The organism is Candidatus Cryosericum septentrionale, from assembly GCF_003570995.1.
In the GTDB taxonomy this organism is placed as follows: domain Bacteria; phylum Caldisericota; class Caldisericia; order Cryosericales; family Cryosericaceae; genus Cryosericum; species Cryosericum septentrionale.
The window spans coordinates 93,724-108,620 of record NZ_QXIY01000030.1 but is presented as its reverse complement, the minus strand read 5'-3'; the positions used below and the strand labels follow the sequence as shown (position 1 = coordinate 108,620).

General features: G+C 58.2%; 13 protein-coding genes. 3 read left to right on the top strand and 10 right to left on the bottom strand.

Annotation, left to right across the window (positions count from 1 at the left end):
* Window positions 1-13: 13 nt before the first annotated feature.
* Genes dnaE through SMC1_RS06940 form a run of 3 tightly spaced genes read right to left on the bottom strand, consistent with a single transcriptional unit; the run spans window position 14 to window position 5,138 of the window.
* Window positions 14-3,460 carry a DNA polymerase III subunit alpha gene (gene dnaE / locus SMC1_RS06950; RefSeq protein WP_165849300.1) on the bottom strand — a complete coding sequence of 1,149 codons (3,447 nt, stop codon included), beginning with the start codon at window positions 3,458-3,460 and terminating at the stop codon, window positions 14-16.
* A 10-nt stretch (window positions 3,461-3,470) separates the two neighbouring features.
* The gene (locus SMC1_RS06945; protein WP_119086051.1) at window positions 3,471-4,604 is read right to left on the bottom strand and encodes a carboxypeptidase regulatory-like domain-containing protein; all 1,134 of its coding nucleotides are present in this window, start codon (window positions 4,602-4,604) and stop codon (window positions 3,471-3,473) included.
* A gap of 3 nt (window positions 4,605-4,607) precedes the next feature.
* Window positions 4,608-5,138: a DUF2179 domain-containing protein gene (locus SMC1_RS06940; protein ID WP_119086050.1), complete on the bottom strand. Its 531-nt coding sequence runs from the start codon at window positions 5,136-5,138 to the stop codon at window positions 4,608-4,610.
* Window positions 5,139-5,318: 180 nt separating this feature from the next.
* On the opposite strand from SMC1_RS06940, the gene SMC1_RS06935 reads away from it, so the two are divergent.
* Entirely contained in the window at window positions 5,319-6,203 is an 885-nt protein-coding gene (locus SMC1_RS06935) for a hypothetical protein (RefSeq protein WP_119086049.1), read from the top strand.
* Window positions 6,204-6,335: 132 nt separating this feature from the next.
* Here the strand turns inward: SMC1_RS06935 and SMC1_RS06930 are convergent, their stop codons facing one another.
* The 7 genes from SMC1_RS06930 to SMC1_RS06900 all read right to left on the bottom strand — a co-directional run bounded on the left by SMC1_RS06930 (window position 6,336) and on the right by SMC1_RS06900 (window position 12,045).
* Window positions 6,336-6,749 (bottom strand): PspC domain-containing protein, encoded by a 414-nt coding sequence (locus SMC1_RS06930; RefSeq protein WP_243626517.1) that lies wholly within the window; start codon window positions 6,747-6,749, stop codon window positions 6,336-6,338.
* Window positions 6,746-7,276, bottom strand: coding sequence for a hypothetical protein (locus SMC1_RS06925; protein WP_119086048.1), 531 nt, complete (start codon window positions 7,274-7,276; stop codon window positions 6,746-6,748). Before SMC1_RS06925 ends, SMC1_RS06930 begins: the two co-directional genes overlap by 4 nt.
* A complete protein-coding gene (locus SMC1_RS06920; protein ID WP_119086047.1) occupies window positions 7,273-8,145 on the bottom strand; it encodes a hypothetical protein in 873 nt (290 codons plus the stop codon). Before SMC1_RS06920 ends, SMC1_RS06925 begins: the two co-directional genes overlap by 4 nt.
* Entirely contained in the window at window positions 8,142-8,597 is a 456-nt protein-coding gene (locus SMC1_RS06915) for a hypothetical protein (protein ID WP_119086046.1), read from the bottom strand. Before SMC1_RS06915 ends, SMC1_RS06920 begins: the two co-directional genes overlap by 4 nt.
* Window positions 8,594-9,106 carry an RNA polymerase sigma factor gene (locus SMC1_RS06910; protein WP_119086045.1) on the bottom strand — a complete coding sequence of 171 codons (513 nt, stop codon included), beginning with the start codon at window positions 9,104-9,106 and terminating at the stop codon, window positions 8,594-8,596. Before SMC1_RS06910 ends, SMC1_RS06915 begins: the two co-directional genes overlap by 4 nt.
* 82 nt (window positions 9,107-9,188) lie before the next feature.
* Window positions 9,189-10,706 carry a DnaB-like helicase C-terminal domain-containing protein gene (locus SMC1_RS06905; protein ID WP_119086044.1) on the bottom strand — a complete coding sequence of 506 codons (1,518 nt, stop codon included), beginning with the start codon at window positions 10,704-10,706 and terminating at the stop codon, window positions 9,189-9,191.
* A gap of 10 nt (window positions 10,707-10,716) precedes the next feature.
* The gene (locus tag SMC1_RS06900) at window positions 10,717-12,045 is read right to left on the bottom strand and encodes a GerMN domain-containing protein (protein WP_165849299.1); all 1,329 of its coding nucleotides are present in this window, start codon (window positions 12,043-12,045) and stop codon (window positions 10,717-10,719) included.
* 236 nt (window positions 12,046-12,281) lie between these two features.
* On the opposite strand from SMC1_RS06900, the gene dnaA reads away from it, so the two are divergent.
* Window positions 12,282-13,622 (top strand): chromosomal replication initiator protein DnaA, encoded by a 1,341-nt coding sequence (gene dnaA / locus SMC1_RS06895; RefSeq protein ID WP_119086042.1) that lies wholly within the window; start codon window positions 12,282-12,284, stop codon window positions 13,620-13,622.
* Window positions 13,623-13,808: 186 nt separating this feature from the next.
* The gene (dnaN, locus tag SMC1_RS06890) at window positions 13,809-14,888 is read left to right on the top strand and encodes a DNA polymerase III subunit beta (protein ID WP_119086041.1); all 1,080 of its coding nucleotides are present in this window, start codon (window positions 13,809-13,811) and stop codon (window positions 14,886-14,888) included.
* Window positions 14,889-14,897: the final 9 nt, after the last annotated feature.

The following is a 14,897-nucleotide window of genomic DNA, read 5'->3' as shown; positions in this document are numbered from 1 at the left end:
CTTGGACCCGCGGTTACGAGTAGTCCACCCCACTGGGGCCAAGGATCTCGGCAAGTCCCTTCAGGAGCGCGGGCGTGACAGTGACCCAATGCCTGTTGCCGACTTCCAGGCAGTGCTCGGTTCCGTTGCGGTACAGGATGCGCCAATGCTCTTTGCCAGGATACTGGTGTGTGAGGAGGAGAACGTCCTTGAGTATCTCGCCGTTCACCTGCTCTTCCGTCATTGTGAGCTTGAGCACTGGATGGGTCACAGAAACCGGCTTCGAGCCTTTTGCCTGTTCGGGCGTCACGAAGTCGATGAACTTCTTGGCCGTCAGAGACAATTCGTCACCATCCATACGTACGTTCGCCTCCAGGACGATGGCTCCCTCGCGGTCGAAGCACGGCTGGAACTGCCCGAGGACATATTCGAACACCATCAGCTCCACCTTGCGGCTATCGTCCTCAAGTATACACTTGCCATAGGCGTGACCCGCCTTGGACTTGGCGGTCTTCGCGGACGTGAGGAGGCCCATGACCGTGACGGTGGATCCGTCGTCAAGATCCGCGCATTCCGCAACGCGCTTCGCCTTGTACTTGGCGAGGAGCGGCTCGTACTGCTGGAAGGGGCTGCAGAAGCAAAAGAACCCAAACGCTTCCTTCTCCATCGCCGCCGCACCTGCCGTATCGCACGAGGAAACGGGGGTTCCGGGTTCGTTGACCGAGCCGCCAAACAGGCCTGTCCCCGAGTCGTCTGCAACCGGCGCCTTGCCGTTCTGGTTGCTGAACTCCCTCAGAACAGTGACGCGGTCCTCGCCCAGGCTCTCGAACGCCCCGGCCTTGATGAGACATTCGACGGACTTGTGGTTGACCTTGCTGCCGCCGGAACGCCGCTGGAAATCTTTGAACGTCGAATAGGCGCGGTTGGACCGCTCCTCCATAATCTCGTCGATCGCCTTTGAGCCCAGGTTCTTGATGGCAAGCAGACCGAACCGGATGCCCTGAGAACCGTCGGCCTGCGTCTCCACCGTGAACAGCTTGTCGGATTTGTTGATATCCGGTGGAAGGATGGAGATATTCTTACTACGACACTCAGCGACCAGTTCCTTGAGACGATCTTCGGTATCGATGCCCGAATTCATGAGGGCCGTCAGGTACTGAACGAGATAGTGGAACTTGAGCCACGCCGTGCGGTAGACCATGATGGCGTAGGCGACCCCGTGGGATTTGTTGAACCCGTAGCCGGCGAAAAAATCGATGAGAGCGAACACGTCCTCAGCGGTCTTCTTCGGGACACCTTTCTCGATCGACTTCTCGACGAAGACGGTCCGCTGCTTGGCCAGAATGTCCGCTTTTTTCTTGGAGACGCCCTTGCGCAGGATGTCTGCTTCCTGCATCGTGAACCCGGCCATGCGGTTGGCGATCTGCATGATCTGTTCCTGGTACACGATGATTCCATAGGTCGGCCTGAGGACACCCTCAATGCTGGGATGGTAGTAGTTGACCTTCTCCTTGCCATTCTTGCGGTCGATGTACTTCTGGATACCGCCGGCCTTGATGGTGCCGGGGCGATAGAGTGAGATGATGGCCGTCAGGTCTTCGATGGAGGACGGCTGGATGCCGGACGCGACACCCTTCATACCGCTGGATTCCATCTGGAACACCCCGACCGTGTCGCCGCTACTGATGAGCTTGTAGACAGCCGGTTCCTCCGTGTCGATGTGGCTGATGTCCACTGTCACGCCAAGCTGATCCTTGACCATCTTGACGGTGTTCTGGATAACTCCCAGGTAGGAGAGGCCCAGAAAGTCCATTTTGAGGAGGCCAAAGGCCTCGACCAAGTTATGGTCCCACTGCGTGATGACGTTGCCGTCCTTGTCACGCTGCAGGGGCAGGTAGTTGGTGAGCTCGGTGTCGGCGATGACGACGCCCGCTGCATGGGTGCTGAAATTGCGGTTGACGCCTTCCAACTTCATGGCCGTATCGAACAGCTCCTTGACCGTGGTGCCGCTCAACTTTGTGCCGTCATCGTACATCTTCTTCAGCTGCTCGACCGTCTTGAGAGCGTCCTCCAGGCCCGTGCCGAACGGGATGAGCTTGGAGATCAGGTCCGTCTCCTTGGGCAGCATGCCCAGAGCTCGCCCCACGTCACGGACAGCCTGCTTGGCCTCCATCCTGCCGAAGGTCGCCACCTGGGCGACCGAAGATTCGCCGTACCGCTCGCGCACATACTGGATGACCTCACCCCGGCGCGCATCCTCGAAATCCATATCGATATCGGGCATCGAGATGCGGGCTGCGTTGAGGAAGCGCTCGAACAGCAGGTTGTACCGCAGCGGATCAACTTCCGTGATGCCGGTCGCGTAGGCGACGATGGCGCCGGCAGCAGATCCACGGCCGGGGCCAACGGCAATTCCCTTGCGGCGAGCGAAGCGGGTGAAGTCCTGAACAATGAGGAAGTAGTCGACAAACCCACACTTCTCGATGGTCTCCAGCTCCATGCGCGCCCGGGCCGTCGCCTCTTCCAGCTGTTCGGGAGGGTAGAGGCGCTGGATGCCATCCATGGTCATCTTCTCCAGCAGTTGGCGGTTGACCTCGGCATCCCATGGCGTCGTCTGCCCTTCTTCGATGTACCGGGGCAGGTGATAGGTGCCAAGAGGCATTTCGACGTTGCACATGTCGGCAACGAGCTGGGTGTTCTGGATGGCCTCCTCGTCTTCGGGCAGGCGCTCGCGCATCTCTTGCTCGGTCATGACATGGTAGTACGGACCGTTGAAGCTCATGCGGTCCTTATCGGTCATCTTCTGCAACGTCTGGACACAGAGCAGGACCTCGTGTGCGGCGTAATCGTCCTTGCCGAGGTAGTGGCTGTCACAGGTAGCCACGGTCTTCGCGCCGATGCGCTTCGCGATGCTGCGAAGGATAGGAAGGGCGCGGCGTTCCCCTTCGATGCCGTGGTTCTGGAGCTCGATGAAGTAGTTCTCTTTGCCGAAGATGTCCTGGTACCTTTTGGCAATGGTCAGCGCCCTTTCTTCGTCGCCCTTTGCGGCCGTCTCGGCGACCTCGCCTTTGAGGCAGGCGGACAAGGCGATGATCCCCTCGTGGTACTTCTCCAGTATTTCATAATCGACACGCGGCTTATAGTAGAAACCCTCGAGGTAGCCGATGGAAACGATGTGGCTCAGGTTCTGATAGCCCTTGAAGTCTTTCGCCAGGAGGATCAGGTGATTGGGAAATCCTGCCTCCTTGTCCTTGTTCAGGCGACCATTCGGGGCCATATAGACCTCGCTGCCGATGATCGGCTTGAGCCCGGCGTCCTTCATCTTCATATAGAAATCCAGCACGCCGTACATGTTGCCGTGGTCGGTGATGGCGCACGCGGTCTGCCCCATCTCCTTGAGACGGGCGACGAGCGGGCCGATCTTGTTCATGCCGTCCAGCAGCGAATATTCGGTGTGGAGATGCAGGTGGACGAAGCTCATGTCGGGTTCCTCACTGAGCCGGGAAGCGGGCAGCAGCCTGTACCTGGTCGACAGAAACCACTTCGACCACGGCGTCATAGACAAAATTGAAGAACTCCTGCGAGCGCGCGTTGAGAACGATCTTCACCGGGACGTTGGCCAGCGCGCCTGTCGCGCCCACGGTGACCGTCGCCGTGGCCGTGACGGCCTCTCCCTCGAACATGAACCGGCCGCTCATGCTCCAGACGTCACACGTTTGCCCCAGCAGCTGTACCGGCGGCTGCTTCTCGATGGTGAAGAGGCGTGGCGAGAATGTCGCCGGCAGTCCGAGAAGACCCTCACAGCTTTCCTGCAGGACGTGCGCAGCTGCGGCCGCAGTCTCGCCGCTGGCAGTGTACGCCCCGTTGTCGAACACATAACCTGTTCCACCACGGACCATGAGTGATGCCGTCGGATTCACCGGGTCACCGCTCATCACAAGGATGTCACTCCCATTCTTGACGACGCGGCCATCGAACGACTTGTCTTCGCCACCAAGTGTTCGGTGGTACGAGGCTGTGAGCTCGTACGCCGGAAGCGTGGCAAGAGAGGAGAGCGGGAGGAGCTGCCCCTCCTGGAGCGTTACCTTGACCGCCTTGGCATTCTTCCCGATCACCAGGTCGAATGTGCCGTCGGCAAATCCCTGCTTCGTGACTCTTCCCGCATAGGCCCCTTCTGCGAGCCCCTCGAACGTGAACGTTCCATCCGGCCCTGTCGTCGTGGTCGTGTTCCACACGGTCACGGAGGCTCCGGCTATGGGCTGGCCGCCGGATATCACTGTCCCGACGCCAAGAAAGAGTGGGGTCAGCTGGACAGTCGTCGGCAACTTCGTGAGGTCTGTCACCTGCATGAAGGCCTTCTGATACCCGGTAGCTTCGACACCCATTTGTGTCCGATCGGCCTCAACCTGTCCCGAAACGGTTCCGGTCGCATCCGAGCTGAGGGTCTCGGAGCCGCTTGAGCCGGTGAACGTCAACGTCGCATTGGCTACGCCCTTGCCTGAGTACGCAGAGACGATCCGGAGCGAAACAGCGCCTCGGCGGGCGCAGCCAGCGAGAGAGAAAATAACAAGCAGCAGAGCGAGGCCGAGCGCCAGCGCCCGGTGAAAGGTAGTCCTTTTCATCATGATTCAACCTCTCGGAATTCGAGTCACATGCCCTCCCATCGTCGTTCGCGTGTCGAGCACGGACACGAAAGCGTCCGGGGCCAGCTCGGTAAGCGAGGCATTGAGAAGTGCGATGTTCTTGCGCATTGTGGTCGTCAGGATAATCATGCGGTTACTGTCCATGCCCGACCCTGAGATCGTCGTGATGCCAAAACCCCGGTCGCGCAGATGATACGCCAGTCGATACGGGTTCTCGTTGGGAATGATCAGCCAGGTCTGGTTGCCGATAGCCAGCTTCTGTTCCAGCCAGATACCAAACAGCGCTCCCAGTGAATAGCCAATGGCATAGCCGAGCATCTTGTAGATGGTCATACTGCTCAGGACCCGAGCGAGGCTAAGCAGATAGACGTTCACCTCGAGAAATCCAAAGATGAACGTGTACAGGCGGCGTCCCCTGACCAGGAAGTTCGTGAAGAGAGTCGAAAGAGCCACGTCTACGAACTTCATGACGAACACGATCAGGACTGACTCGGCTACCACCCAGAACTGTGCCACGCGAAACCTCCCGTTCCTGTACTGCCGAGTTCAAGTATAGTGCCCGCTGACCGCCGCACAAGCTGAAGTACGCGAAGGTCGGCGCGTGGGAGTCGGATATTGAAATGTTGCGCTGCTGTGGATAACATGTGAACAGTGTGGATAGAATTGTCATCCACGCCTCTCGGCAAAGGAGGGTTTGTGGCTCAACCGTTGCGCATCGAGTTTCCAGGTGCCGTCTATCTGATTTCCGACGTTGCTCCTGCTGGTCGATCCATCATGCAGAGCGACGACGCTCGCTTGCAGTTCCTCGCTGACCTCACGACGGTGGCGACGGACCTGGACTGGCATATTTACTCATGGTGCATGTTGCCGGACCGCTACAGCTTCGTCGTGGAGACGCCTGGCGGAGATCTCGGCACAGGCATGCGTCGGTTCATCAGCAACTACACGCGGCATATAAACCGCCAGAATAAATGCTCGGGGCGAGTCTTCCGCGGAGCCTATCGGGCCATCCTCCTGGAACCCGACGTGTGGCTCATGCCGGTCTGCCGCTACGTCGTCCTCCAGCCCGTGGCATCCGCTGTGGTCGCCACCCCCGAGGAATGGCCCTGGAGCAGTTACCAGGCGACAGTCATGAGTACCCACGTACGGAGTGCCCCACTTGCCGCCGAGTCTCTGCTGTCACATTTCGGCCGAACACAGGAAGAGGCTGTCGCCGTCTATGCCGATTACGTTCGGGCGGGCATCGGCCAGCCGACCCCTCTCGCGCACGTGATGCCACCGGGCATTCTGGGAACACAGACGTTCGTCCAGGTGGTCACTGAGCACCTGGTGAGCAGAGCGTCTGAACCCTCGGTCGCCGCACTACTTCTGATGCTGGCGCGGCCCTCCCTGACCCAGATCTTCGGGCCCGATGTCAGGCGTGAACGCTCGCAGCTCCCATTGCGCGTCGCAGCAGCCGTCCATCTGGGTTATTCGCTCGTACAGATCGGTGACCACCTGGGCGTCCACTATACGACGGTCAGCCGGTACCTCCGCGCAGCTCCGGGCGGGCGAAGAGAGGTGCCTCCTCCCGTCCACTGAACGATTCCTCCCAGACAGCATGAAAACAAGTCCCCGACAGCCTATACAAGCTGTCGGGGACTTGTCATCCCAGCAAGGTCGCCGGGACTATTTCCACATTATCCACAGATATGTTATGTTTTCGTACCTGATCTACTGGGTGGGGTTGAGCGGGATCACGAGCCAGCAGATAAGATAGACCAGGATACCCGTCCCCCATGCCATCCCAAGCAACGCCCAGGCGATGCGGACAATGGTCGGGTCAATGTCAAAGTACTCCGCCACGCCGGCCGCCACGCCGCCAATCACCTGATTCCTGTGTGAGCGGTACAGTCTCCTAGAGGAATCATAGCCGAGCCCCGAAGAGACCGGACGCTCAGCCTGCGGATGCTGCCACTTGTCCTGGATGGGTCCCTGCTCACCGGATGCAACGCTGGGCTGCGTTGGTACACAGGTGCCGCACATGATCTTGCCATCCACCATCACTACTTCCTCACGAGCCAGCGCCTTTCCGCACTTCGTGCAGACGCCGACTGCTTCTTCATCTGGTCTGTCAAAACTCTTCATTTCCTGGTACCTCCCTTGATAAGAACGACCAGTCCGAGCACAAGGAACAGTCCCCCGACTGCCGATTTCCGAATAATATCGACCACCTGAGCTGAGAAGATGTCCAACCCCGAAAGAAACGCAAGAGAGCCCGCGGCGACAGCCACGACTCCCCATATCAGCCCGTTTTTCGACGTCTTGCTTTCAATCGAGTCAAACAGCGTAGACAACAGGATGGAGAGTCCCGCGGAAATCACGGCTGCTCCGACGAAGGTCGTAAGACTGAACCGGACGACCCCCAGGACCTGCAGGAGGACGATGATGCCGACGAAACCAAGCATAGCACTCCAGAACACCGTTTCACGCGCATCCCGCTGAAAGCCCGTCGCGACGCCGTAGATGCCCAGCAGGATCACAAACGCCGCCAGGGGAACGAGGATGCCGAAATGGTATCCCGTCTGGGGAAACGCCTGGAGCAGGAAGTGGACGCCAAAGACGATGAGCAAAGTGCTCAGGGCCACCCGCCGGTCAATGTTGTTGCTGTTCATTGCTGTACCTCCACAAGTTGAATTTGTCCAATTGCATTGTCGATACGCACGACGAGCTGCCGGTCAGCTCCAGTGGCTGCCGAGGCGTTGAGAAACGATTTACTGCCCTCAGCCACAAATCCCGACGACAGGACCCTACCCAGGACATTCCCGATGGAAAGTTGTACTCCCGGTTTGCCGGGGATACGTAGCGTACCATTTCCCACAGCTGTGTGCAGTGAAACGTCACAGTGCCTGCCCAGCGACCCCGAAAAGTCGAGGTCGTAACTACCGACGATGTTGCCAATGACAAGGTCCGCCATATCCAGGTTGCCGAGGCGTATTGTCGAGAAACCACCGGTGACGTTCTCGATCTGGACAAGGTCGATGATCGATCCGGATTCGGTGGCGTCCAGTTCAAGTGCGGAGGACGCCCCAGCCAGACGGAGCTCCTTGAGCCGAGCCTGATCCAGGATCAGTCGGGCTTCACCGACGAGCGTCAGCGTCAGCGTACCATTCTCGGGAACCACAACCGTCAGACGCTTGACCCCCGCCTGGACGCCAGGAACACTGTCGAAGTACAATCCGTACGTACCGGTCTTCGCACGGAAATCCTGACGGAATCCCTGACTGCCGAGAACGATGCTCGCTGAGGTCACGGTGGGAGATGTGCCCACGACGACCTCGAGGTTGTCGCCTACGACCGATATACTGCTCGCCGAGCCACCCGGGAGTGCCAGGATTGTGCCCTCTACATACGCCGGAACAGCCCTGAGTCCACCGTTCCGCGTCACCACCGTCACGACCGCGGAGCCAACGACAATCAGGCTCACGACGAGGGCGGCGACCAGAACGCGCCTGCGGCCGGTCGTGGGAGCAGACTGCATCATGCAGCCGACCCTCCGCCCTGGCCGAACAGACGCTCACTCAGAGCAAGACTGCCGAGCAGCAGCCCACCCACGGCCGTAAGCGTGCACAGGATCAGCAAGGATCTCAGTTCATCAAGGTTGGGCCCAACAAGGAACTGCACAACCCGCAGGACAACTGATGAATGCGCGGCGAGCATGTAGGCCCCGGTCAGGAAGAGCCCGACGAACAGGGCACCAAACAGTAGCGCTGCGGCAAGGACGGCCATCGGTTCTCCATTCCTCATGCGCGTTTCCATGAGACGAGCCAGGATGCTGCGTGATGCCCTCTTCCGCTCCTGCTCTGCCTCCCACGCGTCGACACGGTTCCACACGCCACGGGCAAACCCGGGCGGTGGAACAAGGTCGGGAGGACATGAGAGTGTGTTGGCAATCATACGTTCCACTTCCTCGTCTGTCAGATGTCGTGTGCTCATGCAGTACCTCGCTCGTGCAGGGCTTCCACCTGCTTCTTCAATGCGGCCCGCGCCCGGAACAGCCGAACTTTCGCCGTACCCTCGGCTACACCGAGTCGTCCGCCAATCGTCGCAAGAGAGCACTCTTCTGCATAAAACATCGTCAGCAGCGCGCTGTCTTCCGGAGAAATCTTCGTCATTGCCTCTACGATCTCCTGCTGTTTCCACACATCGTCCCTGTCCTGCTCAGGAGCCGCCAGGAGCTGCTCGTCCGGCAGATCCCCACCTTCGCGTGCTGACTTCCGCCAGTAGTCGACCAAGCAGTTATATGTAATCGTCATGACCCACGGGAGAAAAGGGCGGCTTCTGTCATACGAGTCAAATCGCCTGTATGCCAGAAAAAAAGCCTCTTGTGCAATGTCTGACGCCGTTGTCCGGTCCCGGACCTTGCTCGCCAGAAAGGCGTACACAGGACGCTCACTTTCCGCCATCAACTGGGCGAAGAGCTCGCGGTCAGCCACTGCTTCCATCCACCTACTCCTCTCCGTGGTTGATTGCCCTACGTGTTCATCAAGCGTACGGTAGCAGGAGAGAAAAGGTTACAGGGGAGATTCAGTGCTCGCCCGGGCCGACCGCCTCGAGATATCCGCGCTCGAGCAGCCACTCGAAGATCTTTCCGGCTTTGGCATAGGAGTAGCGTTCTTCTACATCCTTGTAGCCCAGCTCCACCATCTGGTTATCTTCGATCAGGAAGAGGAACTGGACAATGATATTGCCTCCCTCGGGGGCGTCGCGGTTCTTGTCGATGAACAGGTTGAGGATGTCAAAGTGGGGAATGTGGTGAGGGTTCACTCCCCCTTCACGTACGGCGTTGGCAATCTTCTCTTCCAGCTGCGCGGTGTCGTGATAGTCCTTGACAATGATCAATGCCACGTCCGCGTCATATTCGATGTCGCCGCCGCCCGTGCAATTGAACATCGTGGGGCGGTCCTTGGACGTCTCGCTATCGAGGCGGCAGCCGTCCTTGTCGAACGACGACACAGCCACGATGGGGGACTGCAGCTCGGTGGAGAGTTGTGCGATGAGGCCGGACACCTCGTCGACCTGCTTCTGCAGACTGGCGTACGGGTTGACCGTCGGCACCTTCTGCAGGTAGTCGATGAAGATGGCACAGTGGTCGGTGTGGTGGGAGTCCATGATCCCATATGCGACACTGCGGATATGCTCGAGCGTATCCTGACGGTCCCCCTCGAAGAGGTAGAAGTTGTCCATGTAGGCCGAGGTCTCCTTGATCCCTTTGTTGAACCGGGTGACGAGCTCAGCCTTGTTTCTGATGTCTCCCTTCTGAAGGATCAGCGGGTTGATAAGTGATTCCTGTGACAGGACGCGAGTCAGGAGGACGCGCTTCGTCTGCTCATAGGAATAGTACAGGACCGGAACCTTCTCATTGCGCGCAATGAGCGTGGCCAGTCGCAGCATCAGGTTGGTTTTCCCTCGCCTCGGAGCGCCGCCGACCGCGTAGTAGAAACCAGGGCGCAGCCCTGAGATCGCCGTATTGAGGTTGTCATAAGGGGCTATGCTCATACCGAGGATCGAGGGACGCCCTGTTTCCCGAGTGCGGACCTCCTCAACGTACCGCAGCAGTTCGTCACGGATTGGCTCCTGCCTGCTCTGGGACGAGAGGCGCGCCACCTGGCGAAGCTGCTCGGAGATCTCGGCGGCGAAGTCTTCCACGCGCCGCCCCTGTTTCTCGGCATCGGTAAAGCTGTTGATGCTGTCGGCAATCGTACGCAGCTTCCGACGTGCTGCGCGCGTTTTCAGCCGGTCCAGCATCTCGACCAGCGTCGTCATGTCCTCGCCACCACCGTCAGTCAACTTGCCCACCAGCGTCGCAATAGCCGGAGTCACATGACGTTCTTCGGTCAGATAGGCCGTGAACAGCGGAAGGTCTATCTTGCCACCTTCCCCTTTGTGGTTGGAGCAGTACCACTGAAATGCGTCGAAGACAGCCTTGAGGTCGCCGTCTTCGAACAGCGAAGAGCTCATACCCAGCTTCTGGAGCTTCTCAAGATGCTGAGGAGCCGCCAGAGCCCCAGCCACCAACCGGAATTCGGTCCTGTCTGTCGTCATGGTTTTCCCCCTATCGCGAGAATGGCTTGCCTATATAGTAGCCTCCCGGCAAGAAAGCAACAGACCCGTTGACCCCTACCTGCAACGACGTGACGGACGGCAGTTCGGTAAGGCTTAACCGCAACTGTTCGACCATGAGCACCTCGGCCGCCTGGTCCTTGGGGAGAGGAGTCATAGCAAGAGATAGACGCAACGTCCCCGTGTTGGCTTCCAGAACCATGGAGGTGACCCGGGTGCCGTGTGGGACAAGTGACGCGTCGCCTTTGGGCGGATTCCCCAGCTGGGCGACCGACTTCGAGATCATGACGCTGCGTCCCATGAGCGCCTGCTTCTGTTGATAAACAGTCAGTACCGGGAGTTTGTCGCCGTCGACCTCGGTGAGACTGTAGACGGCGAGGGCCGTACCTTCTTCCAGGCGCCCATCCAGCCTGAACAATGGATCAGCCGTGTCCACGTGTCCAAACAGGCTTTCCACACTGTGTCCGCCTACCAGGAGCCGGACGCGACTGACTCCCGCGAGTCTCGTGAGCGTAAGGACCAGGGAGTTCTTGGCCTGCTCTTCTTCCTGAGCCCCCATGCTCAGTTTGAGGACGCTCTCCTCAAAATCGACAGACGCTGTTCGACCGGAGACGGTGACTCCGCGAAGCATATTCGTTCCGGGCAGAGGACTCACGAGACTGGGATGCGTCGGGCCCTCCATGAGAGCGCGTGTAGCCTGCAATGCCAGCTGAGAGCGTGTCAGCCCAGTCGGGAGTGCGCGGCGTTCAACAACATAGCGGCCGTCACCGCCCACAAAATACAGATCGACCGCTTGTCCCTTGTCCAACATGGCCTCATTGGCACCCAGTTCTCGCTGAGTCTTGACGAAGGAGAGGAAGGTTCCTGTGGGACGACTGTCGACCGAGAGTTCGATCGAGAGGACGCCCGGCAGACCCAGCATGGAGTTGACAAGTTGCCAGTAGAGCGCATTTTCTTCCGCAAACCCCATGGGAAGCTGATCGCGTGCCACGCCCAGGACCACGTCGAGGATCCCACCGGGCAGAAGTGTCGCTCTATGCGCAGTGAAGCCGGCAGGGACAGCCGTCGCAAGCCCCTGGTCCGCAGGCGGCGTACGCAGGAGATCGATAATTCCCGCCACCTGTTCCACGCGCCGTGTCGGCAGTTTTGCCACAGCAGGATTGCTGACCAGTTCCCGGGTCGAGGCGTCGAGATACCACAGGACCACGGGCGTACTCCGCCCACCGGCCTTGCGGAAGCTTGAGCCGACGACAAGGGCCAGAACCAGTGCGAGGATCAGAACAAGCAGTCCCCCATCCTGGGAACGTCGCCTGCTCCTCATCCTGCCTTGTCTGCTGCGGATTGTCATCTGTGAGTCCTTTTCTGATTGCCGCTAGTCTTCATTTCGTCTATACTATATCACACAAAACGGATGCACATGGCCTGACAACGCTCCGGTGTTCCGTCACAAAGGCGGGGTGGTTGCGCTGGTGTATGTGTATGTACGGCCCATGTCGTGGCTTGATTTTTCTCTGGCCGGGGTGTGGTCACTTAGCGCGAGAGCAAAGGGAGCAGAACATGGAAGAACAACGGTCGGATTCCTGGCAGCACCTGCTCGACATCTTCAGCAAGCAACTCGCGCGCCCGACGTTCGAGATGTGGTTCAAGAACGCGACGACGCTCCACGAGGACAACGTTTCTCTCACCATCGGCGTCCCCAGCGAGTTTGCGAGGGACTGGATTGTCAGCCGGTACTATGACGTTATCAAGGAGACGATCGACGCGATCAAGGGTCAACCGACCACCATCGCGGTGGAAGTTGTGCAACAGCCGCCGGAAGAGATCCCCACCGAGCCCGGTATGCTCCAGCACAACAATACGCTGATCCTCAACAGGCGCTATAACTTCGAGAACTTCGTCGTCGGCGCAGGGAACCGCCTTGCCTTCGCGGCATCGAACGCCGTTGCGGGCAACCCTGGCAACGTCTACAACCCTCTCTACATCTACGGTGGAGTCGGGCTGGGCAAGACCCACCTTCTCCAGGGTATCGCACACCATATCCTGGCACAGGGCCCGGGCAAGAAGATCGTCTATACGACCGGCGAAAAGTTTACGAACGAGGTGGTCAGTTCCATCCAGAATGCACGGAACAACAACTCCGTCATCGAGAACTTCCACAAGGAGACGCGGGGGGCAGATATCCTGCTCATCGACGACATCCAGTTTCTGGCAGGCAAGGAACGCACGCAGGAGGAATTCTTCCACATCTTCAATGCGTTGTATGATGCCCACAAGCAGATCGTCATTACGTCCGACGTCCTGCCCAAGGAGATCGCCACCCTCGAGGAACGCCTCACTTCGCGCTTTGAGTGGGGCCTCATCGCCGACATCAGCCGCCCCGACTACGAGACCAAGGTTGCCATCCTGAAGAAGAAGGCCGAGCTGGACAAGATCGACGTCCCCCAGGAAGTGCTGGAGTATATCGCCGCAAACATCGGGAGCAACATCCGCGAGCTCGAAGGCGCGCTCATGCGCGTCCTTGCGACAGCTTCGCTCACCAACGAAGAGGTCACGCTCCCCTTCACCGAGGAGACACTCAAGGATATCATCCCGGTTATCAACAAGCCAATTACCATCGACGCCATCATGCAGTCAGTCTCGTCCTACTTTCACATCTCGGTTGCCGACCTCCAGGCCAAGAGGCGCAGTCAGGATATCGCGATGCCGAGGCAGATTGCCATGTATCTGAGCCGGGACCTGACCGAAGCCTCTCTGCCATATATTGGCGAGAAGTTCGGCGGGCGCGACCACACGACGGTCATCTACGCCTGTCAGAAGATCCAGCAAGACATGAAGAGTGACGACACCCTGAGAGCACTGCTCGACAGCTTGGTAAAGCAGTTGAAGAGAGGTGTATAACCTGTGGAGAGTTATCCCGACCGTTCCGGATGTGCACAGTGTTGATAACCCGCGCAAGTTATCCACAGCTGCACCCACAGACACCACAAGCCATACAACTACCTTCACGAGACATACCAACACTACCAAGCGCCTTATCTTGATGATTATGATTAAGAGAGATTTTTCATATTAAAAGGAGGAAGGATGAAACTCACGACAAAAGCTGAAGGTTTGAGCAAGAAACTGGCACAGCACGCCAAGGTCATCCAACAGAAAAGCTCGACCTTCACGTCGGATGCCGTTCTCCTTTCTGCAGACGGTACGACGCTTCAATTGACGAGCACTGACCTGACCACGTACCTCGTGAACGCCGAACCGGCTGAAGTCACAGAAGCCGGACGTGCCTTGATTCCCTTCAAGTTTCTAAAGGACATTATCTCAGCCTTGTCTGGTGAACTCATGATTGAAGGAGACGACAAGAAACTCCAGATATCATCCGGCAAGGCGCACTATGATCTAGCATGCTATCAGATGGATACATTCCCAAGCATCCCGGAGATTAAGGAAGGTCGGGAATATCAGTTCAGCCTGAATGAATATTCCAGTGCCATCGACCGTGTTCTTCCCTGTGTAGAACATAATGAGAAACGTCGCCTCGAGTTTCAGGGAATCCTGCTTGAGCAGACAAAAGATTATTTCCGATTCGTCGCGACGGATTCACGGCGCCTCGGATATGTTCAGTTCGACTTCAAGCGTGAACCGCTCCGGGCGATCGTTCCGACAAAGGTTTTCGAATCGTTCAAGCCGGCGGGTGACGTTCATGTTGTTATTACCGAGGACGAGTGTTTGTTTTCGTCTGGTGATACACAGATTATCTCTCTCCTCATTGGCGCCGAGTTTCCCAACTACAATGATATCGTGCCTCGCGAATGGGAATATACCGTGAGTGTCAAGAAGTCAGAGTTGCTGGACGCATTGCGCCGGGTTGGTGCCGTCGTTTTTGGCGGAACAGATGTCATCACACTCTCATTCAAGGAAGGGCGGCTGACTGTTCAGGGCACGGCCCAGGATCAGGGCAATGCCAGTGACGAGCTGGGTTATGAGGGAGAGGCCGGGGGTCTTTCTGTTTCGTTCTTCGGGACAAAACTCCTGGACGGCATTTCCTCCGTCGGTACCGAGAATGCGGAACTGCATATGAACAGCGCTATTCATCCGGTGGTTATTAAGGACCAGGGTAAGGAAGATTTCCTGTACCTTGTCATGCCACACAAGCAGATGGAGTAGTCGCCCCCT

Bases quoted from the DNA above. Each gene is read 5' to 3' on its own strand.
- dnaE (WP_165849300.1), bottom strand. From the start codon at position 3,460: ATGAGCTTCGTCCACCTGCATCTCCACACCGAATATTCGCTGCTGGAC.
- SMC1_RS06945 (WP_119086051.1), bottom strand. From the start codon at position 4,604: ATGATGAAAAGGACTACCTTTCACCGGGCGCTGGCGCTCGGCCTCGCT.
- SMC1_RS06930 (WP_243626517.1), bottom strand. From the start codon at position 6,749: ATGAAGAGTTTTGACAGACCAGATGAAGAAGCAGTCGGCGTCTGCACG.
- SMC1_RS06925 (WP_119086048.1), bottom strand. From the start codon at position 7,276: ATGAACAGCAACAACATTGACCGGCGGGTGGCCCTGAGCACTTTGCTC.
- SMC1_RS06920 (WP_119086047.1), bottom strand. From the start codon at position 8,145: ATGATGCAGTCTGCTCCCACGACCGGCCGCAGGCGCGTTCTGGTCGCC.
- SMC1_RS06915 (WP_119086046.1), bottom strand. From the start codon at position 8,597: ATGAGCACACGACATCTGACAGACGAGGAAGTGGAACGTATGATTGCC.
- SMC1_RS06910 (WP_119086045.1), bottom strand. From the start codon at position 9,106: ATGGAAGCAGTGGCTGACCGCGAGCTCTTCGCCCAGTTGATGGCGGAA.
- SMC1_RS06905 (WP_119086044.1), bottom strand. From the start codon at position 10,706: ATGACGACAGACAGGACCGAATTCCGGTTGGTGGCTGGGGCTCTGGCG.
- SMC1_RS06900 (WP_165849299.1), bottom strand. From the start codon at position 12,045: ATGAGGAGCAGGCGACGTTCCCAGGATGGGGGACTGCTTGTTCTGATC.
- dnaA (WP_119086042.1), top strand. From the start codon at position 12,282: ATGGAAGAACAACGGTCGGATTCCTGGCAGCACCTGCTCGACATCTTC.
- dnaN (WP_119086041.1), top strand. From the start codon at position 13,809: ATGAAACTCACGACAAAAGCTGAAGGTTTGAGCAAGAAACTGGCACAG.